At 53.7% G+C, this 21,010-nt stretch carries 20 protein-coding genes; 18 read left to right on the top strand and 2 right to left on the bottom strand.

Going from position 1 to position 21,010, the window contains the following annotated elements:
- The first annotated feature begins 7 nt into the window (after positions 1 to 7).
- The 4 genes from MUB23_RS04495 to MUB23_RS04480 all read left to right on the top strand — a co-directional run bounded on the left by MUB23_RS04495 (position 8) and on the right by MUB23_RS04480 (position 6,175).
- On the top strand, positions 8 to 1,249 hold the full coding sequence (locus MUB23_RS04495) for an MFS transporter (protein WP_244799149.1): 1,242 nt from the start codon (positions 8 to 10) through the stop codon (positions 1,247 to 1,249).
- A 350-nt stretch (positions 1,250 to 1,599) separates the two neighbouring features.
- The gene (locus MUB23_RS04490; protein ID WP_244799148.1) at positions 1,600 to 2,853 is read left to right on the top strand and encodes a hypothetical protein; all 1,254 of its coding nucleotides are present in this window, start codon (positions 1,600 to 1,602) and stop codon (positions 2,851 to 2,853) included.
- A 220-nt stretch (positions 2,854 to 3,073) separates the two neighbouring features.
- Positions 3,074 to 5,404, top strand: a complete 2,331-nt coding sequence (locus MUB23_RS04485) for a cation-translocating P-type ATPase (RefSeq protein WP_244799147.1) — start codon at positions 3,074 to 3,076, stop codon at positions 5,402 to 5,404.
- A gap of 48 nt (positions 5,405 to 5,452) precedes the next feature.
- On the top strand, positions 5,453 to 6,175 hold the full coding sequence (locus tag MUB23_RS04480; protein WP_244799146.1) for a patatin-like phospholipase family protein: 723 nt from the start codon (positions 5,453 to 5,455) through the stop codon (positions 6,173 to 6,175).
- Positions 6,176 to 6,191: 16 nt separating this feature from the next.
- Here the strand turns inward: MUB23_RS04480 and MUB23_RS04475 are convergent, their stop codons facing one another.
- Positions 6,192 to 7,976, bottom strand: a complete 1,785-nt coding sequence (locus MUB23_RS04475) for an aminopeptidase P family protein (RefSeq protein WP_244799145.1) — start codon at positions 7,974 to 7,976, stop codon at positions 6,192 to 6,194.
- Between the two features lie 173 nt (positions 7,977 to 8,149).
- On the opposite strand from MUB23_RS04475, the gene MUB23_RS04470 reads away from it, so the two are divergent.
- From MUB23_RS04470 to MUB23_RS04440, 7 genes are all read left to right on the top strand, one after another.
- On the top strand, positions 8,150 to 8,590 hold the full coding sequence (locus MUB23_RS04470; protein ID WP_330641783.1) for an acyl-CoA thioesterase: 441 nt from the start codon (positions 8,150 to 8,152) through the stop codon (positions 8,588 to 8,590).
- A complete protein-coding gene (gene truA, locus MUB23_RS04465) occupies positions 8,587 to 9,339 on the top strand; it encodes a tRNA pseudouridine(38-40) synthase TruA (protein WP_244799144.1) in 753 nt (250 codons plus the stop codon). The genes MUB23_RS04470 and truA overlap by 4 nt, the downstream gene beginning before the upstream one ends.
- 173 nt (positions 9,340 to 9,512) lie before the next feature.
- The gene (gene rplM / locus MUB23_RS04460; RefSeq protein ID WP_244799143.1) at positions 9,513 to 9,941 is read left to right on the top strand and encodes a 50S ribosomal protein L13; all 429 of its coding nucleotides are present in this window, start codon (positions 9,513 to 9,515) and stop codon (positions 9,939 to 9,941) included.
- Between the two features lie 24 nt (positions 9,942 to 9,965).
- Entirely contained in the window at positions 9,966 to 10,355 is a 390-nt protein-coding gene (gene rpsI / locus MUB23_RS04455) for a 30S ribosomal protein S9 (protein ID WP_244799142.1), read from the top strand.
- A 282-nt stretch (positions 10,356 to 10,637) separates the two neighbouring features.
- Positions 10,638 to 11,687 carry a Fic family protein gene (locus MUB23_RS04450; RefSeq protein WP_244799141.1) on the top strand — a complete coding sequence of 350 codons (1,050 nt, stop codon included), beginning with the start codon at positions 10,638 to 10,640 and terminating at the stop codon, positions 11,685 to 11,687.
- A 51-nt stretch (positions 11,688 to 11,738) separates the two neighbouring features.
- A complete protein-coding gene (locus MUB23_RS04445) occupies positions 11,739 to 12,389 on the top strand; it encodes an ATP-binding response regulator (RefSeq protein ID WP_244799140.1) in 651 nt (216 codons plus the stop codon).
- 12 nt (positions 12,390 to 12,401) lie between these two features.
- The gene (locus MUB23_RS04440; protein WP_330641812.1) at positions 12,402 to 12,647 is read left to right on the top strand and encodes a response regulator; all 246 of its coding nucleotides are present in this window, start codon (positions 12,402 to 12,404) and stop codon (positions 12,645 to 12,647) included.
- A 368-nt stretch (positions 12,648 to 13,015) separates the two neighbouring features.
- On the opposite strand, the gene MUB23_RS04435 is transcribed toward MUB23_RS04440, so the two are convergent.
- Positions 13,016 to 13,906 carry a LysR family transcriptional regulator gene (locus tag MUB23_RS04435; protein WP_244799138.1) on the bottom strand — a complete coding sequence of 297 codons (891 nt, stop codon included), beginning with the start codon at positions 13,904 to 13,906 and terminating at the stop codon, positions 13,016 to 13,018.
- Positions 13,907 to 14,340: 434 nt separating this feature from the next.
- Between MUB23_RS04435 and MUB23_RS04430 the strand changes: the two genes are divergently transcribed.
- From MUB23_RS04430 to MUB23_RS04400, 7 genes are all read left to right on the top strand, one after another.
- Positions 14,341 to 15,144, top strand: coding sequence for a sugar phosphate isomerase/epimerase family protein (locus MUB23_RS04430; protein ID WP_244799137.1), 804 nt, complete (start codon positions 14,341 to 14,343; stop codon positions 15,142 to 15,144).
- Positions 15,145 to 15,158: 14 nt separating this feature from the next.
- The gene (locus MUB23_RS04425) at positions 15,159 to 15,911 is read left to right on the top strand and encodes an SDR family NAD(P)-dependent oxidoreductase (RefSeq protein WP_244799136.1); all 753 of its coding nucleotides are present in this window, start codon (positions 15,159 to 15,161) and stop codon (positions 15,909 to 15,911) included.
- A complete protein-coding gene (locus MUB23_RS04420) occupies positions 15,886 to 17,097 on the top strand; it encodes a Gfo/Idh/MocA family protein (protein ID WP_244799135.1) in 1,212 nt (403 codons plus the stop codon). The genes MUB23_RS04425 and MUB23_RS04420 overlap by 26 nt, the downstream gene beginning before the upstream one ends.
- Before the next feature lie 58 nt (positions 17,098 to 17,155).
- A complete protein-coding gene (locus MUB23_RS04415) occupies positions 17,156 to 18,268 on the top strand; it encodes a TRAP transporter substrate-binding protein (RefSeq protein ID WP_244799134.1) in 1,113 nt (370 codons plus the stop codon).
- Between the two features lie 92 nt (positions 18,269 to 18,360).
- The gene (locus tag MUB23_RS04410; protein WP_244799133.1) at positions 18,361 to 18,849 is read left to right on the top strand and encodes a TRAP transporter small permease; all 489 of its coding nucleotides are present in this window, start codon (positions 18,361 to 18,363) and stop codon (positions 18,847 to 18,849) included.
- Positions 18,846 to 20,126 (top strand): TRAP transporter large permease, encoded by a 1,281-nt coding sequence (locus MUB23_RS04405; RefSeq protein WP_244799132.1) that lies wholly within the window; start codon positions 18,846 to 18,848, stop codon positions 20,124 to 20,126. Before MUB23_RS04410 ends, MUB23_RS04405 begins: the two co-directional genes overlap by 4 nt.
- Positions 20,127 to 20,135: 9 nt before the next feature.
- Complete coding sequence (locus MUB23_RS04400) at positions 20,136 to 20,900, top strand: SDR family oxidoreductase (protein ID WP_244799131.1); 765 nt, start codon at positions 20,136 to 20,138, stop codon at positions 20,898 to 20,900.
- Positions 20,901 to 21,010 lie beyond the last annotated feature (110 nt).

Genomic DNA, 21,010 nt, shown 5'->3' with positions numbered 1-21,010 from the left:
GGATACGATGAAAACCAATACCCAGAAACTATTCCGGAGGGACTTTACCCTCGTAGTAATCGGGCAGATTATCTCTCTGTTCGGCAATGCGATCCTGCGGTTCGCCCTGCCGCTCTACCTGCTTCGGGAGACGGGCTCCTCATCCCTTTTCGGGGCGGTGACGGCCTGCTCGATGATTCCGATGATCGTGCTTTCCCTGATCGGAGGCATCCTGGCCGACCGGGTCAATAAAAGAAACATCATGGTGATTTTAGACTTTTCCACGGCGATTTTGATTACAGTTTTTTACCTGTCTCTTGGAAAAGTGCCGACCGTGCCGCTGTTTATTGTGGTCTTGATGCTGCTGTACGGGATATCGGGCACCTACCAGCCGGCTGTGCAGGCCAGTATCCCGGCGCTGGTGTCCGATGAGAATCTGATGGCGGGAAATGCGGTGATCAATCAGGTCAGCACGCTGTCCGGACTTTTGGGGCCGGTGATCGGCGGCGCGATCTTTGGGGCGGCCGGGATCTTTCCGATCCTCCTGGTCAGCATTGTCTGCTTTGCGGTCTCCGCGGTCATGGAGATTTTCATCCATATTCCTCATCAGCGTCAGCCGCGGACCCAGGGGATTTTTCGAGTGGCCAGAGAGGATTTGGCGGAAAGCTATCGATTCGTCAGGACAGAGAAACCAATTTTCTTCACGGTGGTCTTTTTGGTGGCGGCATTTAATCTGGTGCTGTCTGCTGTGATGATGATTGGAATTCCGGTGCTGGTGGTCCAGGTTCTGGGGATGAGCGACATGCGGATGGGCCTGGCCGAAGCGGCGCTGGCCCTGGGCGGCCTGGTCGGAGGACTCTTGGCGGCGGTTCTGTCCCAGAGGCTTCATCTGAAAGATTCCCCGCTCTTACTTGCCGCCTGTTCCCTGGCGGTTGGCATCGTGGGCCTCGCCCTGATGGCGGGACTCCCGGCAGAAGCCTGCTACTGGGTGATTACCGGACTCAGCTTTGCGGCCATGGGGGCGGCGACTTTGTTCTCGGTGCAGATGTTTACATTGGTTCAGAGGGAGAGCCCGGCCCATCTGGTGGGAAAGATTCTTGCTGCTATGATCTCGATTTCCATGTGCGCCCAGCCGGTGGGGCAGGCTCTCTACGGAGTGCTGTTTGACCGGTTCGCGGGAAGCGAATGGGTGGTAATGATTGGGGCGGCTGTGGTATCCTTACTGATCGGACTGTATTCTAAACGGGTTTTTAGCAAAATCGAGGACTGACGGAACGGGTTTCCGGAAGGGCTATTTTTTCAGGCGGAAAAATTCGTAAAATCCGCCCCGGCGCTCCATCAATTCCTCAAAAGAGCCCATTTCGACGATTCGTCCCTGATCCATGTAGATGATTTCATCGTATAGCTCCAGCGCCTCTTTCTGCATGTGGTGGGTGATGGTCAGCAGGCCATCCCCGCGCGCATTTTTTGATTCTTACGGAATCATGAAAAATTCGTGATTTCCAATAAAATTGTTGCTAGAAAAGGAAAAAGGTTTTATAATACCCTTAGTGTGTCAAAAACTGCGTACTTTTTGGCGCGTCCGGCAAAAACCGGAGAATATAACCTTTGGAGGCAGATATGAAGGGATGGAAAAAAGGGATTGGAGCGCTGTTGGCGGCTGCTTTGATGGTAGGGACCGCGGCAGGATGTTCCACATCCATGGATGAATATGCGACCACGCCGGCGCTCAAGTATGGAGATCAGACGGTGTATCTGGATGAAGCCAATTTCTGGCTGCGGTATGAACAGTGGGCCACGGAAGCACAGTACGGCCTGATGTACCAGTATTACGGCTACGCCAATATGTGGGAAGCTTCGATCGACGGGAATAAGACGCTGTCCCAGCAGATGAAGGAAGACGTGATGGCGCAGTTGATCCAGACCTGCATCCTGAATGATCACGCGGAAGAGAAGGGCATCAGCCTGACCGACGAGGACAAGACGAAGGTCACGGAGCAGATCGCGAAATTCCGGGACGCCTTTGCGGAGGAGTTCAAAGAATACTCGGATGCCAGTGACGAGAGCATTCAAGGCTGGATGGAAAAGAACGCTTTAGCCGTTAAGGTGTGGGATGCAGTGAAACAGGAGACAGAGGTCACCGTCTCCGACGAAGAGTCCCAGGAATTTACGCTGGAGTATGTGTTCGTCAGCAACAGCTCCGGCACGGACAGCACCGAGAGCACGGAAGCATCCGATACGGAAAAGCTGACCGGCGAGGCGCTGGCGGATGAGATGGAAAAAAGGCTGAATGAAGGAAAGAAGTTCAGCGATTTCGCAGAGGAGCTTGGGACGAGCAGTTCAACCCAGAGTTATCTGAAGGTGGATCCGGAAAATACATCGGTTTTGTATCAGGAAGGCTCCACGATGAAGACCGGAGAGATCAAGAAGGTAACTGCAGAGACCGGCTGGTATGTGATTCAGTGTACTTCGGATTTGGATGAGGAGGCCACCGAGAAGAAACGCGCGGAGGTGGAGGATTCCAAGAGGGAAGAATACTTTAACTCCGTTTACGCCGAATGGGCGGCCGCTGCACCAGAATATGAAGTGCAGAAGGCCTGGGATGACCTGAAGGTGGATCAGATGATTTACGTGGAGAAGCCGACGGAAGCCACCACGGCCGAATCGACATCGGCTGCCGGCGACGCCACCACGGAAGCGGGAGAGACCACGGAGGCCTCGACGGCCGCAGCCGGTGAGACCACTGCGGCGGAGACCACGTCTGCGGCAACCACCGCGGCCGGACAGGAGAGCACCACGGCGGCCGGGACGAGCGAAGCGGAAACGACCGCGGCGGAGACTACGACGCAGGCAGAGACTACGGCGGCTAACTAAGAGACGAGGAGAGGGCTGTTACAGGAGCAGGAGAAGAGTATTCCCAGGAGGGAGTCTGTTTTCCGACTCCTGTGGCAGCTCTTCTTTCATCCCAGGAAATTTCCGTCATACGGGAAGGAGGGACCGCCTTTTGGCATAGGCGGTCTCCGGGACGGTTGTCAGATTGGGATATGGATTCTGAGATACAGAAATGATTTTACATAGAAACGAGGAGTGAGCCATGGAGGGAGACGGCCTGACCGGTCTGACGAGCCGGGAGGTTCAGGAGCGGATAGAAAAAGGCTTGGTGAACGGGGAGGAGGAAATCCGAAGCAAAAGCTTTGGAGAAATCCTTTGGAACAATGTTGTGACCCCGTTCAACATTCTAAATGTGATTTTGGCATCGCTGATTTTGATGGTGGGATCCTATAAAAATATGCTGTTTATGGGAGTGATCATCTGCAATGCGGTGATCGGCACCGTACAGGAAATCCGGGCCAAGCGGCTGATCGACAAGCTGTCCTTGATTGCGGCGCCGAAGGCCCATGTCCGGAGGGACGGGAAGACACAGGTGATCCCGGTCGAAGGACTGGTGAAGGATGACGTGATGGTCCTGGAGGCCGGAAACCAGATTTGTGCGGACAGTATCCTCCTCTCCGGGAGCTGCGAAGTCAACGAATCTCTGATCACCGGGGAACCCAACCCGATTTTAAAGACCGCGGGGGACTCGGTTCTTTCCGGAAGCTTTGTGGTTTCCGGAACCGCATGGTCCAAGGTAGTCCATGTCGGAGAAGAAAACTATGCGTCCCAGATCAGCCGGAACGCCAAATATCTGAAGCGGCCCAACTCGGAGATTATGGACAGTATCAATAAAATCATCAAGGTGATCGGATTTTCGATTATCCCGGTGGGCATCGCCCTGTTTTGCAAACAGGTTTTCTTCGGGGCGATGACCAAGGAAAAAGCCATTGTCAGCACGGTGGCGGCTCTGGTCGGCATGATCCCGGAAGGTCTGGTATTGCTGACCAGCGTGGTGCTGGCGGTCGGCGTGATCCGTCTGGGAAGGAAAAATGCGTTGGTTCAGGAGCTCTACTCCATCGAGACTCTGGCGCGGGTGGATGTGCTCTGTCTGGATAAGACCGGAACCATCACCACCGGGGACATGCAGGTGGATCGCCTGCATCCCCTGGCAGGCCATACGAAGGAGGAAGCCAGAAATGCGATTGCCTCCATTGTGGCTTCTCTGCCGGACCATAACCCGACGGCCCAGGCTATGCGGAAGTTCTGCCCGAAATCGCCGGGGTGGAAACCAGGAGCGATGGTTCCTTTTTCTTCGTCCAGAAAATGGAGCGGCGTTGAATTTCCGGGACACGGCACTTATGTGGTGGGAGCAGAACAGTTTGTGCTGAAGAAAGGGCTGGAGCCCTTCCGCGGCCAGATTGACGAGGCGGCCTCTAAGGGACAGCGGGTGCTGGTGCTTGCGGCAAGCCGGGAACGGTTCCGCGGCCAGGAGCTTCCACGAGGGCTGGAGCCGGTTGCCCTGCTTTTTGTCAGCGATACGATCCGGGAAAATGCGGAGAAGACCCTGAGTTATTTTGTGGAGCAGGGAGTGGATCTTAAAGTGATTTCCGGAGACAACGCGAGAACCGTGGCCTGTATTGCCCGGCGGGTCGGCCTGCCCGGCGCGGACCGTTATGTGGACGCCACGACGCTTCACAGTGTGGAAGAGGTCCAGGAGGCTGCGAAAAAGTACACCGTGTTCGGCCGGGTGACGCCGCAGCAAAAATTACAGCTGGTGCAGGGGCTGAAAGCCGAGGGCCACACCGTAGCCATGACCGGGGACGGCGTGAACGATGTGCTGGCGCTGAAAGAAAGCGATTGCAGCATTGCGATGGCTTCCGGCAGCGACGCGGCCCGCACGGTCAGCCAGTTGGTTTTGTTGGACTCCAACTTTGCCTCCATGCCCCATATCGTGGCGGAAGGACGGCGTTCGATTAACAATCTGCAACGGTCGGCCTCCTTGTTCTTGGTAAAAACGTTTTTCAGCGCGATCCTGGCAGTGATTTTTATCTTCCTTCACGCTACCTACCCCTTTGAGCCCATTCAGTTCACCCTGATCAGCTCATTGACCATCGGGGCGCCTTCCTTTATTCTTGCGCTGGAGCCCAACCGGGAACGGGTCCGTGGGAAATTCCTTTGGAATATCATCCGGAAAGCGATTCCAGGGGCGCTGACCAACGTGTTCAATACGATTTTACTGGTGCTTTTAGCGCGGAACATGCACTTTTCCACCGCGCAGATTTCCACTATGGCGGTTGTGCTTTTGGGGTATACCGGCATGATGATTTTGTTTAAGGTATGTATTCCGTTTACCTGGCAGCGAGTGCTGCTTTTCGGCGCAGTGGGGACGGCGTTTGTCCTGGCCTTTTTGTTCCTGGGACAATTGTTTTCACTGGAATGGATTACGTTCCGGATGGTTGGGCTTTTGCTGCCCCTGGGAGCGGCTGCCACGGCGCTGTTCCTGCTGCTGCTGTCGCTGACCTCCGGGTTTTTGGAAAAGCGAGGGAAATAGACGGTTCTGCCCGCAGAGAATGCAGAGCCGGCTGACAGGAGGATTTCAATGGATTCTTATGGATTGGTGCTGGCCGGCGGCGGCGGAAAAGGCGCTTACCAGATCGGCGCAATGAAAGCAATGGAACAATGCGGTTTTACCGGCCGGATTCAGGCGGTCTCCGGAGCGTCCATCGGTGCGCTGAACGCCGCATTTTTTGCTGGCGGCGACCTGGAGCGGGCGGAACAGACGTGGAAGAATTTAAAACCGCTGAGGCAGACGGGAGATCCAAAACAGGCCGTGACGATGGAGGATTTGGGCGCTCTGATCGGAAGGATGGGAGAGGCAGTCGGCGGCCCGGAGAGTTCCGGCTGGGCCGTTGAAGTTTACGCCAATGCCTGCCCGGCCGGTACGAAGGAATGCCGCTATTTTTGCCTGAACGATAAAAGCAGCGCGGAACGTCGCGCGATTTTGCTGGCCTCCTCCGCCTTTCCCGGCGTCTGCCCGCCGGTGGAGATCAATGGGCAGCCCTTTATTGACGGGGGCGTGGCGGATAACCTGCCGGTGAGGCCTTTATATGAAAAAGGATATCGAAAACTGATCGCTGTATTACTGTCGGATCACGCCGAGGTCCCGGAGAAAAAATTTCCCGGTGCGGAATTTTTGGTGATCCGGCCCAGCGAGAGCATCGGAGATTTTTTTGACGGAACATTGGATTTTTCCCCGGAGGGGGTCCGGCGCCGGATGGGGCTTGGCTATGCGGACGCCCTTCGGGTACTGAAAAGAGGTTAGACGGGAAAAGGAATGATCAAATGGGTCTGGTTGCTTCTTGCAGCCAGGCTCTTTCTTTTTCCGGCAGAAGGCCGGAGAGCTGCTCCCATACCAGCGCATGGTATTGATTCAGCAGGCTGATCTCCCGGCGGGACATCAGGGAGGGGTCAACGGCTTCCGTATCGATAGGGCAGAGCGTCAGAGGCTCCAAGGCGAGAAAACGGCCATAGGCGGTTTCCGGCCCGGAGACGCAGAGCAAATCGTTTTCGATCCGGATTCCGAAGGCTCCGTCCTCATAGTAGCCGGGTTCATCGGTGGTCACCATGCCGGGTTCCAGCACGCAGCTCGGCCTTTCCGGGTCTGTGTTATAGGCAAAGCGGTTGGGGCCTTCGTGGACATTCAAAAGAAAACCGACTCCGTGTCCGGTTCCGTGGCGGTAATCCAATCCCTGCTCCCAGAGAGGACGGCGCGCCAAAACGTCCAGATGCTCCCCCCGGCAGCCATAAGGAAATTGCGCGCCGGCCAGGTTTAGCATACTCCTCAGAACGGTGGTATAACGGGCCCGCTTCTCATCCGTCAGCGGCCCCAGGACGATGGTGCGGGTGATATCGGTGGTGCCCTCCAGATAGTGTCCGCCGGAATCCACAAGGAAAAAGCCTTCGGGTTCCAGCGGGGAATCTGATTCTGGGGTGGCTTTATAGTGAATCACCGACGCGTGGGGACCGTAACCGGCGATTGTGTCAAAGCTTGGCTCCAGAAAGCCTTCCTGCTCCCGGCGGAATTCTTCCAGGCGGGCGGCTGCCGAGAGTTCGGTCACCGGCTCCTTGCCGACGGTCTCTTTCAGCCAGCAAAGGAATTTCACCATGGCGGCGCCGTCTTTCCGGTTGGCTTCCTTCAGGCAGGCAATTTCAGTAGGATTTTTTACCGCCTTTAGGAGCGTGGACGGATTCGGCCCGAAAACCCGGTGGATTGGCTTGGGGATTGTTTTTTTCAGGCGGTAATTGACGCGGGAATTGTCAAGGAGAAGGCGGCAGGAGGAAGGAAGCTCCTCTAAAGCACGGTAGATCTCCTCGTAAGAGCGGATACCAATTCCATCCTCCGTCAGCTCCCGGCGTACCTCCTCCGGAAGCGCCTGCGGATAGAGAAACAGCTCTGTCTTCTCCGGGGTCAGCAGGCAGTAAGAGAAGAAAACCGGATTGCAGGGAATGTCGTTCCCGCGGAGATTGAACAGCCAGGCAATGTCGTCCAGACCGGTGATGAGATGGGAATTGGCCCCGCTGTCCTGGACTTTTTGCCGTACCTTCGCCAGTTTCTCTTTTCTGGATTCTCCGGCGGAGGAGAGCGGCAGAGACCAGACCGGCTGCGGCAGAACCGGCGGGCGGTCTTCCCAGATTTCATCGGCCAGGTCTTCCTCATAAGCCAGCGTGATTTTTTTGTATTCCAACATGTTTTCCAGGTGGCGGCCCATCTGGAAGGATACGGTTCTGCCGTCCATCCCCAGACAGCCGCCTTCCGGCATCCGCCTCCCTAAAAATTCGTGGATGGATTCGGTATTTGGGGTCCCCATCCGGTAAAGATCAATTCCGGTCCCGGCAAGCTGCTGCCCGGCCTGGAGAAAATACCGGCCGTCGGTCCACAGACCCGCGGCTTCCGGCGTGACGACCAAAGTCCCGGCGGAGCCGGAGAAGCCGGAGACATATTTTCTGAACTGAAAATGTTCACTGACATACTCTGAGCCATGGAAATCTGCGGTGGGAATCAGATAGGCATCCAATCCTCTTTTTTCCATGGCCTCCCGCAAGCGCAATAGTTCCTTCTTCATGTAACACCCTCCCGTGAGTTTACATCGGCCTTCCGGCCAAGTGGTTTTGTTCCTATTATACCCTATTTTGGGAGCCCTGCGCAAGGAAGGACGCCAAAAACCGTTGAGAAATCAAAAATTATATGGTAGGATAGAAAACGGATTCTTTAGAAACGAACAGAAGGAGAACTACCGTGGAGACGTATGTCCCTTATCAGCATAAAGCGCAGTATTATGAAACCGATCAGATGGGAATCATCCATCATTCCAATTATATCCGTTGGTTCGAGGAAGCCAGAATCGATTTTATGAATCAGATTGGTTTCGGCTATGATGTCATGGAAGCCCAGGGAATCGTCAGCCCGGTACTTTCCGTCGAAGCGGAGTATAAATCCATGGTTCACTTCGGTGATACGGTGACAGTCCGCCTGTGCCTTCAGCAATACAATGGGGTGAAGATGACGCTTTCTTACCGGGTGGAAGATGCGGCAAGCGGCGAACTGCGTTGTTTGGGCGCAAGCAGCCATTGCTTTCTCAACCGGGAAGGCCGGCCAGTTTCCCTGAAACGAAGCGCGCCAAAATTCGATGAACTGTTCCGGGCTGCGGAAGCGAAGGGGAGGGGGGCAGGGCAATGAAGCGGATTATGCTGACGGTTGCCTATGACGGCACCCATTACTGCGGCTGGCAGATTCAGCCCAACGGCATCACGATTGAGGAGGTTTTGAACCGGGAACTGACAAGGCTCCTCAAAGAGCCGGTCAAGGTGCAGGGCGCGAGCCGGACGGATTCCGGCGTTCACGCGATGGGAAACCTCTGTGTGTTTGACACCGAGACCAAAATCCCCGCGGAAAAGATCTGTTATGCGGTGAATCAAAGTCTGCCATCGGATATCGCGGTGCAAAAATCCGAGGAGGTGCCCCCGCGGTTTCATCCGAGAAAATGTGACAGTGTAAAGACTTACGAGTATACGATTTATAACGGAAGACTCCCCAATCCGGTGTTCCGCCTGTATTCCTATTTTTTTTATACGCCTTTAAACGTGGAGGCGATGAAGGAGGGAGCCGAATACCTGATCGGAGAACATGACTTTCAGAGTTTCTGCTCGGCTGGCTCCCAGGTGGAGACCACGGTCCGGACGATTTTGGATCTGGATGTAAAAAAAGAAGGGCCTTTGATTAAAATCCGCGTCAGCGGGACAGGCTTTCTGTATAATATGGTGCGGATCATCGCGGGGACTTTGATCCGGGTGGGAACCGGGTATTGGACGCCGGATGAGGTCGGAGAAATCTTGGGAAAAAGGGATCGGACCTTCGCCGGTCCCAAGGCTCCGGCAGAAGGGCTGTGCCTGATGGAAATCAAGCTGAAAAATCCCCCCAACCCGTGATTTACCTCACTTTTTCCACAAAAAGGGATTGACACACACCGCGAAGTGTAATATAATTTATTACTGCGGCATCAGGTGGAGACGCCAGAAATCCAATGCCCCGGAAACGGGCGGAACCACTTCATGATAGGCACTTTATAGGAAGAAAAGATAAAATTAAGGAGGCTCACCCCATGAAGACTTTTATGGCCAGCCCGTCGACAATTGAGAGAAAATGGTATGTCGTCGACGCCGAGGGAAAAACGTTAGGTCGTTTGGCATCGGAAGTTGCCAATGTATTGAGAGGTAAGAAGAAACCGATTTTCACTCCTCATATAGACACCGGAGATTATGTGATTGTTGTAAACGCTGCCAAGGTTACGGTAACCGGCAAGAAGCTGGATCAGAAGATTTACCGTAGACATTCCGAGTACGTTGGCGGAATGAAGGAGACCACCCTTCGCGAGATGATGGCGAAAAAGCCGGAGAAGGTTGTGGAACTGGCAGTGAAGGGCATGCTTCCCAAGGGACCCCTGGGAGCTCAGATGCTGACGAAGCTTCACGTATATGCCGGACCGGAGCATGAGCAGCAGGCTCAGAAGCCGGAAGCGCTGGAAATCTAATCAGGGTAGAAGGAGGAAAATACAATGGCTAACAAATGCTATGGCACCGGCAGAAGAAAAAAGAGCATTGCTCGCGTTTATCTGGTTCCGGGAAATGGAAATATCACGATCAACAAGAGAAGCATTGACGAGTACTTTGGTCTGGAGACCTTAAAGGTAGTGGTTCGTCAGCCTCTGGAAGCGACCAGCACCGGCGACAAGTTCGACGTGGTCGTAAACGTACACGGTGGCGGTTTTACCGGCCAGGCGGGCGCAATCCGTCACGGCCTGTCCCGCGCACTGCTGCAGGTAGACTCGGAGTTCCGTCCGATCCTGAAAAAAGCAGGCTATCTGACCAGAGACCCTCGTATGAAAGAGAGAAAGAAGTACGGCCTCAAAGCTGCACGTCGCGCACCGCAGTTCAGCAAACGATAATCAGCTGCATATTGCAATGTATAGAAAACCCACAGACATTATGTTTGTGGGTTTTTTTGAAGTGAAAAATATACTCCCTCCTAAGTGACAAGTTTTTATTATTTTACTTGTCTACCTAGAAGGGAGCATATCATGACGGAATATCCGTCATTTTGCAACAGCCCCTTTTACATAGCCTATTGAATATATTTTAAAATAATATATGCAGAAAAAGAGTGTAACTGCTTGAATTCCTGCATATAATATGGTAAAATTATATGCAGGAAAAATGGAGGCTATGGAATGAGGATATTTGATTATTCCTTTTTAAACAATGGTTTGCTACCTGCAAACTTTATCAACCTGACTTCCAGCATCGCATCGCTGAAAACCATGGCGGGTGTGCGGAAGGAGGAGTATACGCGGATTTTTACAGAACTGGAGGCCATTGCCAAGGTGCAGTCGGTCAAAAGCTCCAATGCTATCGAGGGCATTGTCACCAGCGACGAGCGTATCAACGCGATTGTCAACCAAAACAGTGCTCCCTTAAATCATAACGAAGCCGAGATTGCCGGATACAGGGATGCGCTGAATACTATCCATCTGGGATACAAACATTTGGATTTTCGACAGAGCGATATTTTACGGCTTCACGAAATGATGATGTCCATTGCCGGATATGAGTACGGCGGTCAATATAAGACTGATGACAACGTGATTCTGGAGGTGGACGCCCAGGGCCAGAGGCGGGTGCGTTTTCGTCCCACGCCTGCGGCGGAAACATCTCAGGCGATGGAGCAGCTGGAACTGGCGTATCTGGAAGCCAGAAATGACGCCAATATCAACCAGCTTCTTCTTATTCCCTGTGTGATTTTGGATTTTCTATGTATCCACCCGTTCCGGGACGGTAATGGAAGAATGTCCCGGTTACTTTCCCTGCTTCTGCTTTATAAAAACGGCTATGATGCTGGAAAGTATGTTTCTTTCGAGGCGCAGATTAACAGCTATAAAGCTTACTATTACGAAGCCTTACGTCAATCTTCAGAAGGTTGGGAAAATAACGAAAACAGCTACTTTCCTTTTATAGAAAACTTTCTTTCCACGCTGTATATGTGCTATAAGGAGCTGGACAAGCGGTTTGCCGTTGTGCATGGGAAGAAAATCACGAAGAAGGCCCGTGTGGAGGCAACCGTGCTGAACAGCCTTACGCCCATTTCCAAGGCAGAAGTCTGTCAAATCTTGCCGGATGTCAGCCCAACTACGGTGGAAGCTGTGCTGGGCGCTATGGTGAAAAGCGGAAGTATTAAGCGGATCGGTCAGGCGCGGAGCGCACGGTATATTAAGGCAGAATAATAAATGGTGTATTAAACTTTGTGGGGAGTATGAAACTGTGCGCCCTTCTCCATGGACGAACTACTGGAAAATATTGAAAGTATGCTGGCTATGGACGCGGAACGCCGTGGTTTAGAGTTTCAGATCGAGAATAACGTGCGTGCGGAAACTTATCTGGGCGACAATGTCCGTTTGAGGCAGGTGATTTTGAATCTGCTGTCCAATGCGTTCAAGTTTACCTATGAGGGCGGCAGCGTTACGCTTCGTGTAGACGGCGCACCCGCCGGCCGGACTGATCAGGCGCTGACGGTCCAGGTGATTGATACCGGCGTGGGAATCGCACCCGAAAGCCAGGAGCGTGTGTTCCAGAGCTTTGAGCAGGTGGGAACCAGCACCTCCAAGAGCATGGGAACCGGCTTGGGGCTTCCCATCAGCCGAAGCATTGTGCGGCTCATGGGCGGTGATTTGCTTTTGTACAGCGAACTGGGCCGGGGCAGTACCTTTTATTTTACGATTACCCTTCCTTTTGGGGAGCATAGTCAGCAGCCTGAGCTGTGCCAAAAAACGGACATGACTCTGCACGGTGTCAGGATTCTTTTTGCGGAAGACAATGATCTGAGTGCAGAGATCGCCATGGAACTTTTGGGAGCCCAGGGAGCCGGTATACAGCGGGTGGAAAACGGAAAATTGGCGGTGGAACGCTTTGAAGCAAGCACTCCATGAGAATTTCAGGCAATTCTCATGGACATCCAGATGCCGGAGATGAACGGGCTGAATGCAGCAAAAGCCATCCGAAGCCTGGATCGTTCTGACGCCCAAACGATACCGATCATTGCAATGACTGCCAACTCTTTTCAGGAAAATGTAGATGCGGCCCTGGCTGCAGGTATGTCCGGCTTTGTATCAAAGCCAGTGGATATCAATGTCCTGTTCCGTGAACTGCACAGAACCATTCGGGCGGCGGAGAGAAAGGTACAATAGATACCATGCCAGCAGACTGCGCGGTAAACTGCACGAGGTGCTTCCAAATGCAGTTTTTACCATTTGATTCGTTTTTTGTTCTGCTGAGAATTTTTCACACCCTCCCACGACTAAGACACCGGTGGTATAGGTTTTTTTACCATGCGTCCACGACAATGTGCTTCTTCTCCTTGAAAACTTCGGCATTTCCATTCTTTCCCGCCGGATGGTCATCGAGAGCCCTCATATCTGTGCGGTCAGCATGGAGGTGCCGATAGAAAGAAATACGGCTATCATTGCCCCGAAGCGAGAACTCCGCTCCCAGGTATGCAGCCGTTTTGTGGATCACATATTGGAATTCTATCAGCTGAACGGGATATAACGAAACGCTAATCCTCTGTTTTCAGGACGTCCAGAATAAAATCCCGAAAGTTTTTCACCGCTGTGGGCATGGGCTGGTTGATATTCCACATCATGTAAAGGGAACGGCGCAGCGCGTGATTTTCCAGTGTGACGGCCGAGATATCATACAAATCCAGCTCCGGCTGCCGCGGAATGATCCCCACGCCGAGACCGGCGGAGACGATACTTGCAATCATTTTTTCATTTTTGACTTCCTTGATGGCAGGAGGGGTGACTCCATGGTTCAGGAGAATCTGGTCAATGATCAGCCTGGTGCCGCAGGAATAGCTGTAGGTGACCAGAGGATAGGCCAAAAGTTCTCTTAAACTGACGTTTTCCCGCTCCGCCAGCGGATGATTTTTTATCACAATCGCAATCAATTCTTCCCGCATCACTTCAAAAAAGCGAAATCCAGGCTTTAAAATCTTAGCGCCGAAGGCCAGATCAATCGTACCCTCCTCGATCTGCTTCATGGCTTCCAAACTGGATTCCATTTCCACAAAATCAAACTGAATCTCTTCATTTTCCGGAATTTGGCGGAAATACCGCAGCATATTGGGCAGAAAACCAAAGGTCATCGTGTGGGCCACGGAGAGCCGGATCCGGCCATGCCTGGGATTGACCGCGGCTTCTGCTTCTTCCCGGATTGCCTCCACTTCTTTGATGGCCCGGCCGGCATGATCTAAAAATTGTCTTCCAAACGGGGTCGGACGGATTTGATGCCCCTGTTTTTCAAAGAGCTCCAGCTTTAGCTCCTGCTCCAGATTGGCCATGGAATGGCTGAGGCTGGACTGGGTGATTCTCAGTTTCTCCGCTGCTTTGGTGTAGCTACCTTCTTTGACAATGGCCTGAAAATAATATAGTTGCTGTAAATTCACAAGAGCCTCCTTTGATCATGGCGGCGGATGATGAATCATTGGCGCGTCATGAAACCCGATTTTATGAAATGCGGTGATTAGAATTATAAGAGAAAACAGGGCAGATCCCCATGCCGGCCTTGAAGACAGAAATGGTCCAGCGCTAATCTTGATTGCTGACTGGGTAAATTTACCTCCGCGTGCAGAGGATATGCTCGGCGCATGAAAGATAGCCAGCAAGGCCGCCAGAAACACTGCTGATTTGGATAACACTTGTATTATAGCAAAGGCGCATATTTCCATCAAGTGCAAGAGCGCGCTGACTGGAAAATATGAATTTTGGCCATGTTAAGATGTAAATATAACATTGGCAACGTGACGGAAGAGAAAGTATAATCGGATTATATGGAAGGAAAAGTAAAAATAATTCACAAAACAGTAGGAGGAGATTGACTATGGAAACCGTTTATTCTCTGGTACATCTGAGCGATATCACCTGTCCACCGCCGAAATTCATACATGCTGCGGCAAAGGCGGGCTATCAGTGCGTCAGCCTGCGGACGATCCCGATGGGTCTGAAAGGCGAAGTCCCCCACGATATTGCGGCGGACAAACAGCTCTTTCGGGATACCGAGCAGGCGCTAAAGGATACGGGGATTTTTATCAACGACACGGAGAACGCCAGGATCTATGACGGCGTCGACATCGCAGCCTATGAACCGGCGCTGGAAGCGATTTCCCGTCTGGGCGTTCATCACATCCTGACGAATATCTGGACCCCGGATTCCGATTATTACACGGAGAAATTCTGCGAGCTCTGCGAGCTGGCTGAGAAATACGATATGACGGTGAACGTGGAATTCGTCACCTGGGCCAGCGTAAAGGACATGAAGACGGTAAAAGAGCTGCTGCTTCGTTCGGGAAAGAAGAATGTCGGCGTGGTGGTGGACCTGCTGCATTTCCACCGTTCCCGCTGCAAGCTGGAAGAGTTTGACTCGATGCCGAGAGAATGGTTCAACTACGTTCATCTCTGCGATACATACAAGGAGATTCCGGAGGAGGAGGAAGCACTGGTACATACGGGACGGGCGGAACGTCTGTATCCCGGCGAGGGTGAGATTGACATCGCCGGAGTCCTGAAAAAACTGCCCGGCGTCTCGCGGGGGATCGAGGTGCCTCATCTGGAACGGCTGGGGGAGATCGGCCTGGAAGAACACGCCAGAAGAGCCCTGGAATATGCCAAGAAAAATTTTGAATAAAAGGAGAAATTGTCATGGAACGGTATGAGGGGAAAATTGTATGGATCACAGGGGGCAGCGGCGATATTGCCTGTGCAACGGCGGAGCGCCTTTTGGAGGAAGGGGCGACCGTGATTTTAAGCAGCCGCTCCGAAGAGCGCCTTGGCGAAGAATGCCGGAAATTGGAGGAAAAAGGCTATGAGGGCCGGATCCACTATCTGGCGGGGGACGCTCTGGACTATGAAGGCTGCGTGAAGACCGCCGAGACGATCCAAAAGACATATGGGCGCTTGGATGTTCTGGTCTGCTCCCAGGGAATTCTGATCCATAAGCCCATCGATGTTCTGACCACGGAGGAGTGGCACAAAGTCATGGACGTCAATATCACCAGCGTGTTTTACTGTGTGAAAGCCGCCGTTCCGATCATGAAGGAACAAAACTATGGCCGGATCGTGTTGGTGTCCTCCATCGGAGGCCGCCGCGGCCGACCCGGCGTCGGCGTCAACTATGCGGCGTCCAAAGCCGGTCTGGTGGGCATGACACAGCTCCTTGGATATGAGCTGGGCCCGTGGAACATCACTGTGAACTGTGTGGCGCCGGGACCTCTGGCAGGCCGGATGCTGTCTTCCCTGACGCAGGAGCACATCGAGCGTCTGAAAGAAGGCACGCGAATTCACCGGTTGGGGAAGGTTTCGGAGGCAGCGGCCGCCATCGCCTACCTGGCCAGCGACGACGCCGCCTGGACCACAGGGGAGGTTTTAGATGTCAATGGAGGGCTCCAATATTAATAGGAACGGACTCCGCCCCCTCGTCATCGGGACCGTGGGCAGCGGATTTGCCGCCAGACTGCACGCAGAGGCTTTGAAAAAGGTATCAGGGGTGCCGTTCCGGCTGAAAACCGTCTGTGACACGGATCAGAGACGGGCCGAGGAATTGAAGGGGGAGTACGGCTATGAGCAGGCGACGGCAAGCTTTGAAGAAATGTTGAAAGATCCGGAGATTGATCTCATCGATATTCTTACGCCTCCGTATCTGCATTTTCCTTTTATCTGCCATGCCCTGCGGGCCGGGAAACATGTGATCTGCGAAAAACCGCTGACGGGTTATTTCGGCCAGGCCGGGGATCCGGCTCCGGTCGGCATGCGGGTTCCCTGCGGCCGGATGCGGCGGAAGATTGATGAGGATTTAAAAGAGCTGGAGCAGCTGATTGCAGAGAGCGGAAAACAATTTTTCTATGCGGAAAATTTCATCTATGCACCGGCGGTCCAAAAAGCAAAGTCGATTCTGGAAAAGCGGAAGAGCAAGATCCTTTTTCTAAAGGGGGAGACCAGCCTGAAAGGGTCCACCTCCCTGGCCGCCGGTACCTGGAAGAAAACCGGAGGCGGGACGCTGATCCGCTGCGGGACGCACCCACTGACCGGGATTTTGTATCTGAAACAATGGGAGAGCCGGTGCCGGGGTGAGGAATTCGGCATTCGGAGCGTGCTGGCCGACACCGGCCGGGCCACCGAATGCCTGTCGGAGTGGGAACACCGCTACATCCATGCAAGACCGGATGATGTGGAGGACTTCGCCAATGTGACCGTTACCTTTCTGGACGGAACCAAAGCGGTGGTGCTCTCCACCGATACGGTGCTGGGCGGGATGAAGGATTATGTCGAAGTTTACTGCAATGATACGGTCATGCACTGTAAGATCGGCCCCACCGATTTGATGAATCTATATCTGGCCGATGAGCGCGGGATGGAGGAGGAGCCTTTGGCCATGATGCTCTCGACGAAACTGGGCTGGACCCAGCCGGAGATTTTAAAGGAAAGCATCTACGGATATGCGGAAGAAATGCAGGATTTTCTTCTGGCCGCGGCGGAAGGAAGGCCGGCGGAGTCCGGGATCGGGCTGGCGAAATTGGCGACGCAGGTTCTCTATGCAGCTTACCAGTCGGCGGAAGAGGGAAGGCGGATCGATTTCGTGTAGATCCGGATGGTTTTGAGAAGATGGGGATAACCCATTCAAAAGGGAAGGAGATTAAAGTATGAAGAAAAGAAATCGGGGACTGTCTTTGGTATTGAGCGCAGCCATGGCGGCGGGATTGATACTCAGCGGCTGCGGAGGGGGAAATACTTCCACCACGGCGGCTGCGGACGGCACTAGCGCGGCAGGAGGGACCACAGCTGCCGCAGCAGCCACCGAGGCGCCTTCGAGCGAGTCGGGCGGCGGAGAAAAGATTACCATCCGGATCGGCCATTCCATGTCGGAGGACAATATTTATCAGGTCTGCGCCGAGGCGTTCCGGGATAAGGCGGTGGAACTGCTGGGAGCGGACCGGGTGGAGGTCATCATTTACCCGAATGCGGTTCTGGGGACTCAGACCGAGATGATCGAGGCAATGCAGATGGGAACCCTGGATGCGGTGGCTTTTGGGCGGCATTCCCAGATTGATTCCCGCCTGGACGTGCTGAACCTTCCGTATCTGTTTTCCAGCGACGAGCATATGACCAAGGTTTTAAGAGGCGACGAGGGTGCAAGCGTCAGGGAGCGCGTGGCGGAGTGTTTCGACAGCGCCGGAATCAAGATGCTTGGCATGTTTGAGGCTGGTTTCCGACAGATTACTTCCAGCCGGAAGATCGAGAAGATGGAAGATTTGAAAGGGCTGGTGATCCGGACCCCCAATACGCCGGTACTGATGGATTCGTTCTCCGCCTGGGGAGCCAACCCGACGCCGCTGGATTTCAGCGAATTGTACACGGCGCTTCAGACCAAGGTGGTGGATGCCCAGGAGAACCCGTACCAGCTGATTTCCACCAGCGCGTTTTATGAGGTGCAGGATTATCTGTGCGTGACCAACCATTCCACGATCTGCGATCAGCTCCAATTCTCGAAAAAAGTCTGGGATACCTATCCTGCGGACGTGCAGGAAGCGCTGGCCGAGGCGGGCAAATACGCCTGCGATGTGGCCGGGGAGGAGAATACCAAAAGGAACTCGGAGCTCCTTGCGGAGTTGAAGGAAAAGATGGAAGTCACGGAAATGCCGGCGGAAGAAGTAGCCAAGATGAAGGATGTCGTGATGGAAAAAGTTTGGCCGGATTACCTGGTGGACGATTTCTCTAAACAACTGGTGGCTGACATTCAGGCATTGGCGGATTAGAAGCAAAGAGGCGGTATGGGCGGGCGGACTGCGGCCCGCCCGTTTCGCTTGTTTGATAGGCAAGAATAGAAAAATCAACAGGAGGAAAACCAATGAAAGCATGCAGGAAAGTGCTCTTTTTCTTGGATGACTGGATGTTTCGGATCGCAAATTGGGTGGTCTGCCTTGCAACAATCGTACTGATTGTTTCCGTCACGATACAGGTGGCATTTCGGTATCTTCTGAACAACTCCCCCCGCTGGAGCACGGAGCTCTGCCAGCTGATGCTGGTTTGGGTGGTATTTTGGGGCGCAGCCATTGCTCTCCGAAATGGAATGCACGTGCAGTTAGATATTTCCAGGCTTCATTTTCCCAGCTGGCTGGAGCTTGTCTTCCGCTTTCTTTCGCATCTGTCCGTCTATGTTTTTATCGTGGTGGTGTTTTACTATGGATCGGTTTTGGTGAAAGAAAATATCCGGAGCTTATCGGAGGCTATTAAGATTTCATATGCGTTTTGGTATATCAATCTGCCGCTTTCCAGCGTGCTGATGGCGGTGGGCTATACCGCCCGCCTGATGGGAAAGGAGGTTAAGGAACTATGACGGCAATTTTGATGGGACTCTTTTTTCTTTTGATTATCATGGGCGCTCCGATTGCGTTTGCTCTGGGCACGGCGGCCATCGTGGCGATCTTCAACAGTGATTTTCAGATGGTAACGTTTACTCACAAGATGGTGAATGGTGTCAACTCGTTCAGCATGATCGCAGTGCCGCTCTATATCATTGCCGGCAACCTCTGCGGAGAGACCGGGCTTGCCAAACGTCTGGTGCGGTTTTCCACAGCCCTGGTGGGCCATATCCCCGGAGGCAGCGGCCTGGTCAATGTGCTGGCCAGCATGTTTTTCGGCGGCATCAGCGGCTCCGCGGTGGCGGATACCGCGGCTATCGGCGGTTTGATGATCCCTTCCATGGTGGAGGAAGGATATGATGCGGAATATGCGGCCGGAATCACAGTGGCTTCCTCGACCATCGGCGTCTTGATTCCGCCCAGCATCCCCCAGTGCATTTATGGGCTTTGTGCCGGCGTCTCCATCGGAGCGCTGTTCATCGGCGGCCTGCTCCCCGGCATCATGGTGGGCGTTACCCAGATGATCGTGGCCTATTTCATTTCGAAAAAGCGCGGCTATCCCTGCTCCCCGCGCGCCAGCTTCCGGGAGATCTGCGTTGCGTTTAAAGAAAGCTGTCTGGCCTTGGTGCTGCCGCTGATCATTCTGCTGGGCTGCGGTCTTGGCATTGCTACGGCTTCTGAGGTTGGCGTGGTGGCCGTTCTCTACGCTCTGTTCCTCGGCGTGTTCATCTATAAGGAATACAAGATCAGCCAGCTTCCCAAGCTTTTGATCCGCTCGGCGGTCACGACCTCCGTAGCGCTTTTGATTGTCGGGGTGGCCACGGTGGTTGCGTGGATTATTAATATGGAACAGATCCCGGCGCTGCTGGTCCACTTTTTCTCAGAGACCTTGGACAATGGGATCCTGGTGATCCTGCTGATCAACCTGTTCCTCTTCCTGGTCGGCTGTGTGATGGACCTGGTTCCGGCCATGATCTTGTTCGCCCCGATTTTACTGCCGGTGGTGCAGGCTTACGGGATCGATCCCATCCAGTTTGGCTGTATTTTGACCATTAACCTGGGAATCGGTCTGACGACGCCTCCGGTTGGAAATTGCCTCTTTATCGGTTCGGGCATTGCCAAGGTGGACATCTTCCGGCTGTTCCGGGCAGCCCTTCCCTTTGTGGCTTGCAATGCGCTGACTCTTGTGGTAACCTGTGCATGGAAACCGTTGACCATGTTCCTGCCCTCTTTGTTGGGGTATGTAAAGTAGGAGGATAAAATGTTAGAGAAAAAAAGAGCCCTGGTGACCGGCGGCACGAGAGGAATCGGAAAGGCCGTGGCCCTGGCTTTTGCAAAAAATAAGGCGGACGTCGTCATCTGCGGCACCAATGAGGAAAAGCTGAAAGCGTCTGAGGCGGAGCTTTTGGACCTTGGGGTGCGGGCCAAGGCGTTTGTCTGCGATGTGGCGGATCCGGCGCAGGCGGAGCAGACCGTCCGGGCGGCGGCGGAATTTTTAGGCGGCATCGATATCTTAGCAAATATCGCGGGCATTTCGCCGAAAGCCGAGGGTGGAATGAAACTTCCGTTCTATGACATCACCGTGGAACAGTGGCAGCGGGTGATCGATGTGAACCTGAATTCCATGTTTTATTTTTCCAAGGCGGCCGCGAAGGGGATGATGGAGCAAAAATACGGCAGGATTCTTAACATGTCCTCGGTGGTGGGCCTGACCTCCAGCGAGCACGGGCCGGCTTCCGCCTGCTATACGGTTTCCAAAACCGGCGTCGTGGGCCTGACCCGCGCGTTGGCCTATGAGCTGGCCCCTTTCGGGGTCACGGTGAACGCCGTGGCCGCCGGGCGGATCGAGACTGAGATGTCGGCTGCCAACAACCAATATTATAATGACCTGCACCACAAGCTGATTCCTATGAAGCGGTTCGGAACGGTGGAAGAGGTGGCGGATCTCTTTGTGTTCCTGGCCTCGGAAAAGTCCGCCTATATCACCGGGGACACGGTAAATATCACCGGAGGCTGGTACCTGTAACAGCCGGGCGCGCGGCTTTTGCCGGGCAGGCATCCGGGAAATGAGAGAAAGGAATCCGTGCGGAAATCCGATTTTTTTGGACTCTTCTTTGGAGGATCAAAAAGATCAGG

Source organism: Cuneatibacter sp. NSJ-177 (assembly GCF_022867805.1).
Classification (GTDB): domain Bacteria; phylum Bacillota; class Clostridia; order Lachnospirales; family Lachnospiraceae; genus Pseudolachnospira.
Note: the sequence above shows the minus strand (reverse complement) of the source record. Positions and strands in the feature narration are given on the sequence as shown.

Bases quoted from the DNA above. Each gene is read 5' to 3' on its own strand.
- MUB23_RS04425 (WP_244799136.1), top strand. From the start codon at position 15,159: ATGGAACGGTATGAGGGGAAAATTGTATGGATCACAGGGGGCAGCGGC.
- MUB23_RS04415 (WP_244799134.1), top strand. From the start codon at position 17,156: ATGAAGAAAAGAAATCGGGGACTGTCTTTGGTATTGAGCGCAGCCATG.
- MUB23_RS04400 (WP_244799131.1), top strand. From the start codon at position 20,136: ATGTTAGAGAAAAAAAGAGCCCTGGTGACCGGCGGCACGAGAGGAATC.
- MUB23_RS04410 (WP_244799133.1), top strand. From the start codon at position 18,361: ATGAAAGCATGCAGGAAAGTGCTCTTTTTCTTGGATGACTGGATGTTT.
- MUB23_RS04475 (WP_244799145.1), bottom strand. From the start codon at position 7,976: ATGAAGAAGGAACTATTGCGCTTGCGGGAGGCCATGGAAAAAAGAGGA.
- MUB23_RS04430 (WP_244799137.1), top strand. From the start codon at position 14,341: ATGGAAACCGTTTATTCTCTGGTACATCTGAGCGATATCACCTGTCCA.
- MUB23_RS04420 (WP_244799135.1), top strand. From the start codon at position 15,886: ATGTCAATGGAGGGCTCCAATATTAATAGGAACGGACTCCGCCCCCTC.
- rplM (WP_244799143.1), top strand. From the start codon at position 9,513: ATGAAGACTTTTATGGCCAGCCCGTCGACAATTGAGAGAAAATGGTAT.
- MUB23_RS04495 (WP_244799149.1), top strand. From the start codon at position 8: ATGAAAACCAATACCCAGAAACTATTCCGGAGGGACTTTACCCTCGTA.
- MUB23_RS04405 (WP_244799132.1), top strand. From the start codon at position 18,846: ATGACGGCAATTTTGATGGGACTCTTTTTTCTTTTGATTATCATGGGC.
- MUB23_RS04490 (WP_244799148.1), top strand. From the start codon at position 1,600: ATGAAGGGATGGAAAAAAGGGATTGGAGCGCTGTTGGCGGCTGCTTTG.
- truA (WP_244799144.1), top strand. From the start codon at position 8,587: ATGAAGCGGATTATGCTGACGGTTGCCTATGACGGCACCCATTACTGC.
- MUB23_RS04480 (WP_244799146.1), top strand. From the start codon at position 5,453: ATGGATTCTTATGGATTGGTGCTGGCCGGCGGCGGCGGAAAAGGCGCT.
- MUB23_RS04445 (WP_244799140.1), top strand. From the start codon at position 11,739: ATGGACGAACTACTGGAAAATATTGAAAGTATGCTGGCTATGGACGCG.
- rpsI (WP_244799142.1), top strand. From the start codon at position 9,966: ATGGCTAACAAATGCTATGGCACCGGCAGAAGAAAAAAGAGCATTGCT.
- MUB23_RS04450 (WP_244799141.1), top strand. From the start codon at position 10,638: ATGAGGATATTTGATTATTCCTTTTTAAACAATGGTTTGCTACCTGCA.
- MUB23_RS04485 (WP_244799147.1), top strand. From the start codon at position 3,074: ATGGAGGGAGACGGCCTGACCGGTCTGACGAGCCGGGAGGTTCAGGAG.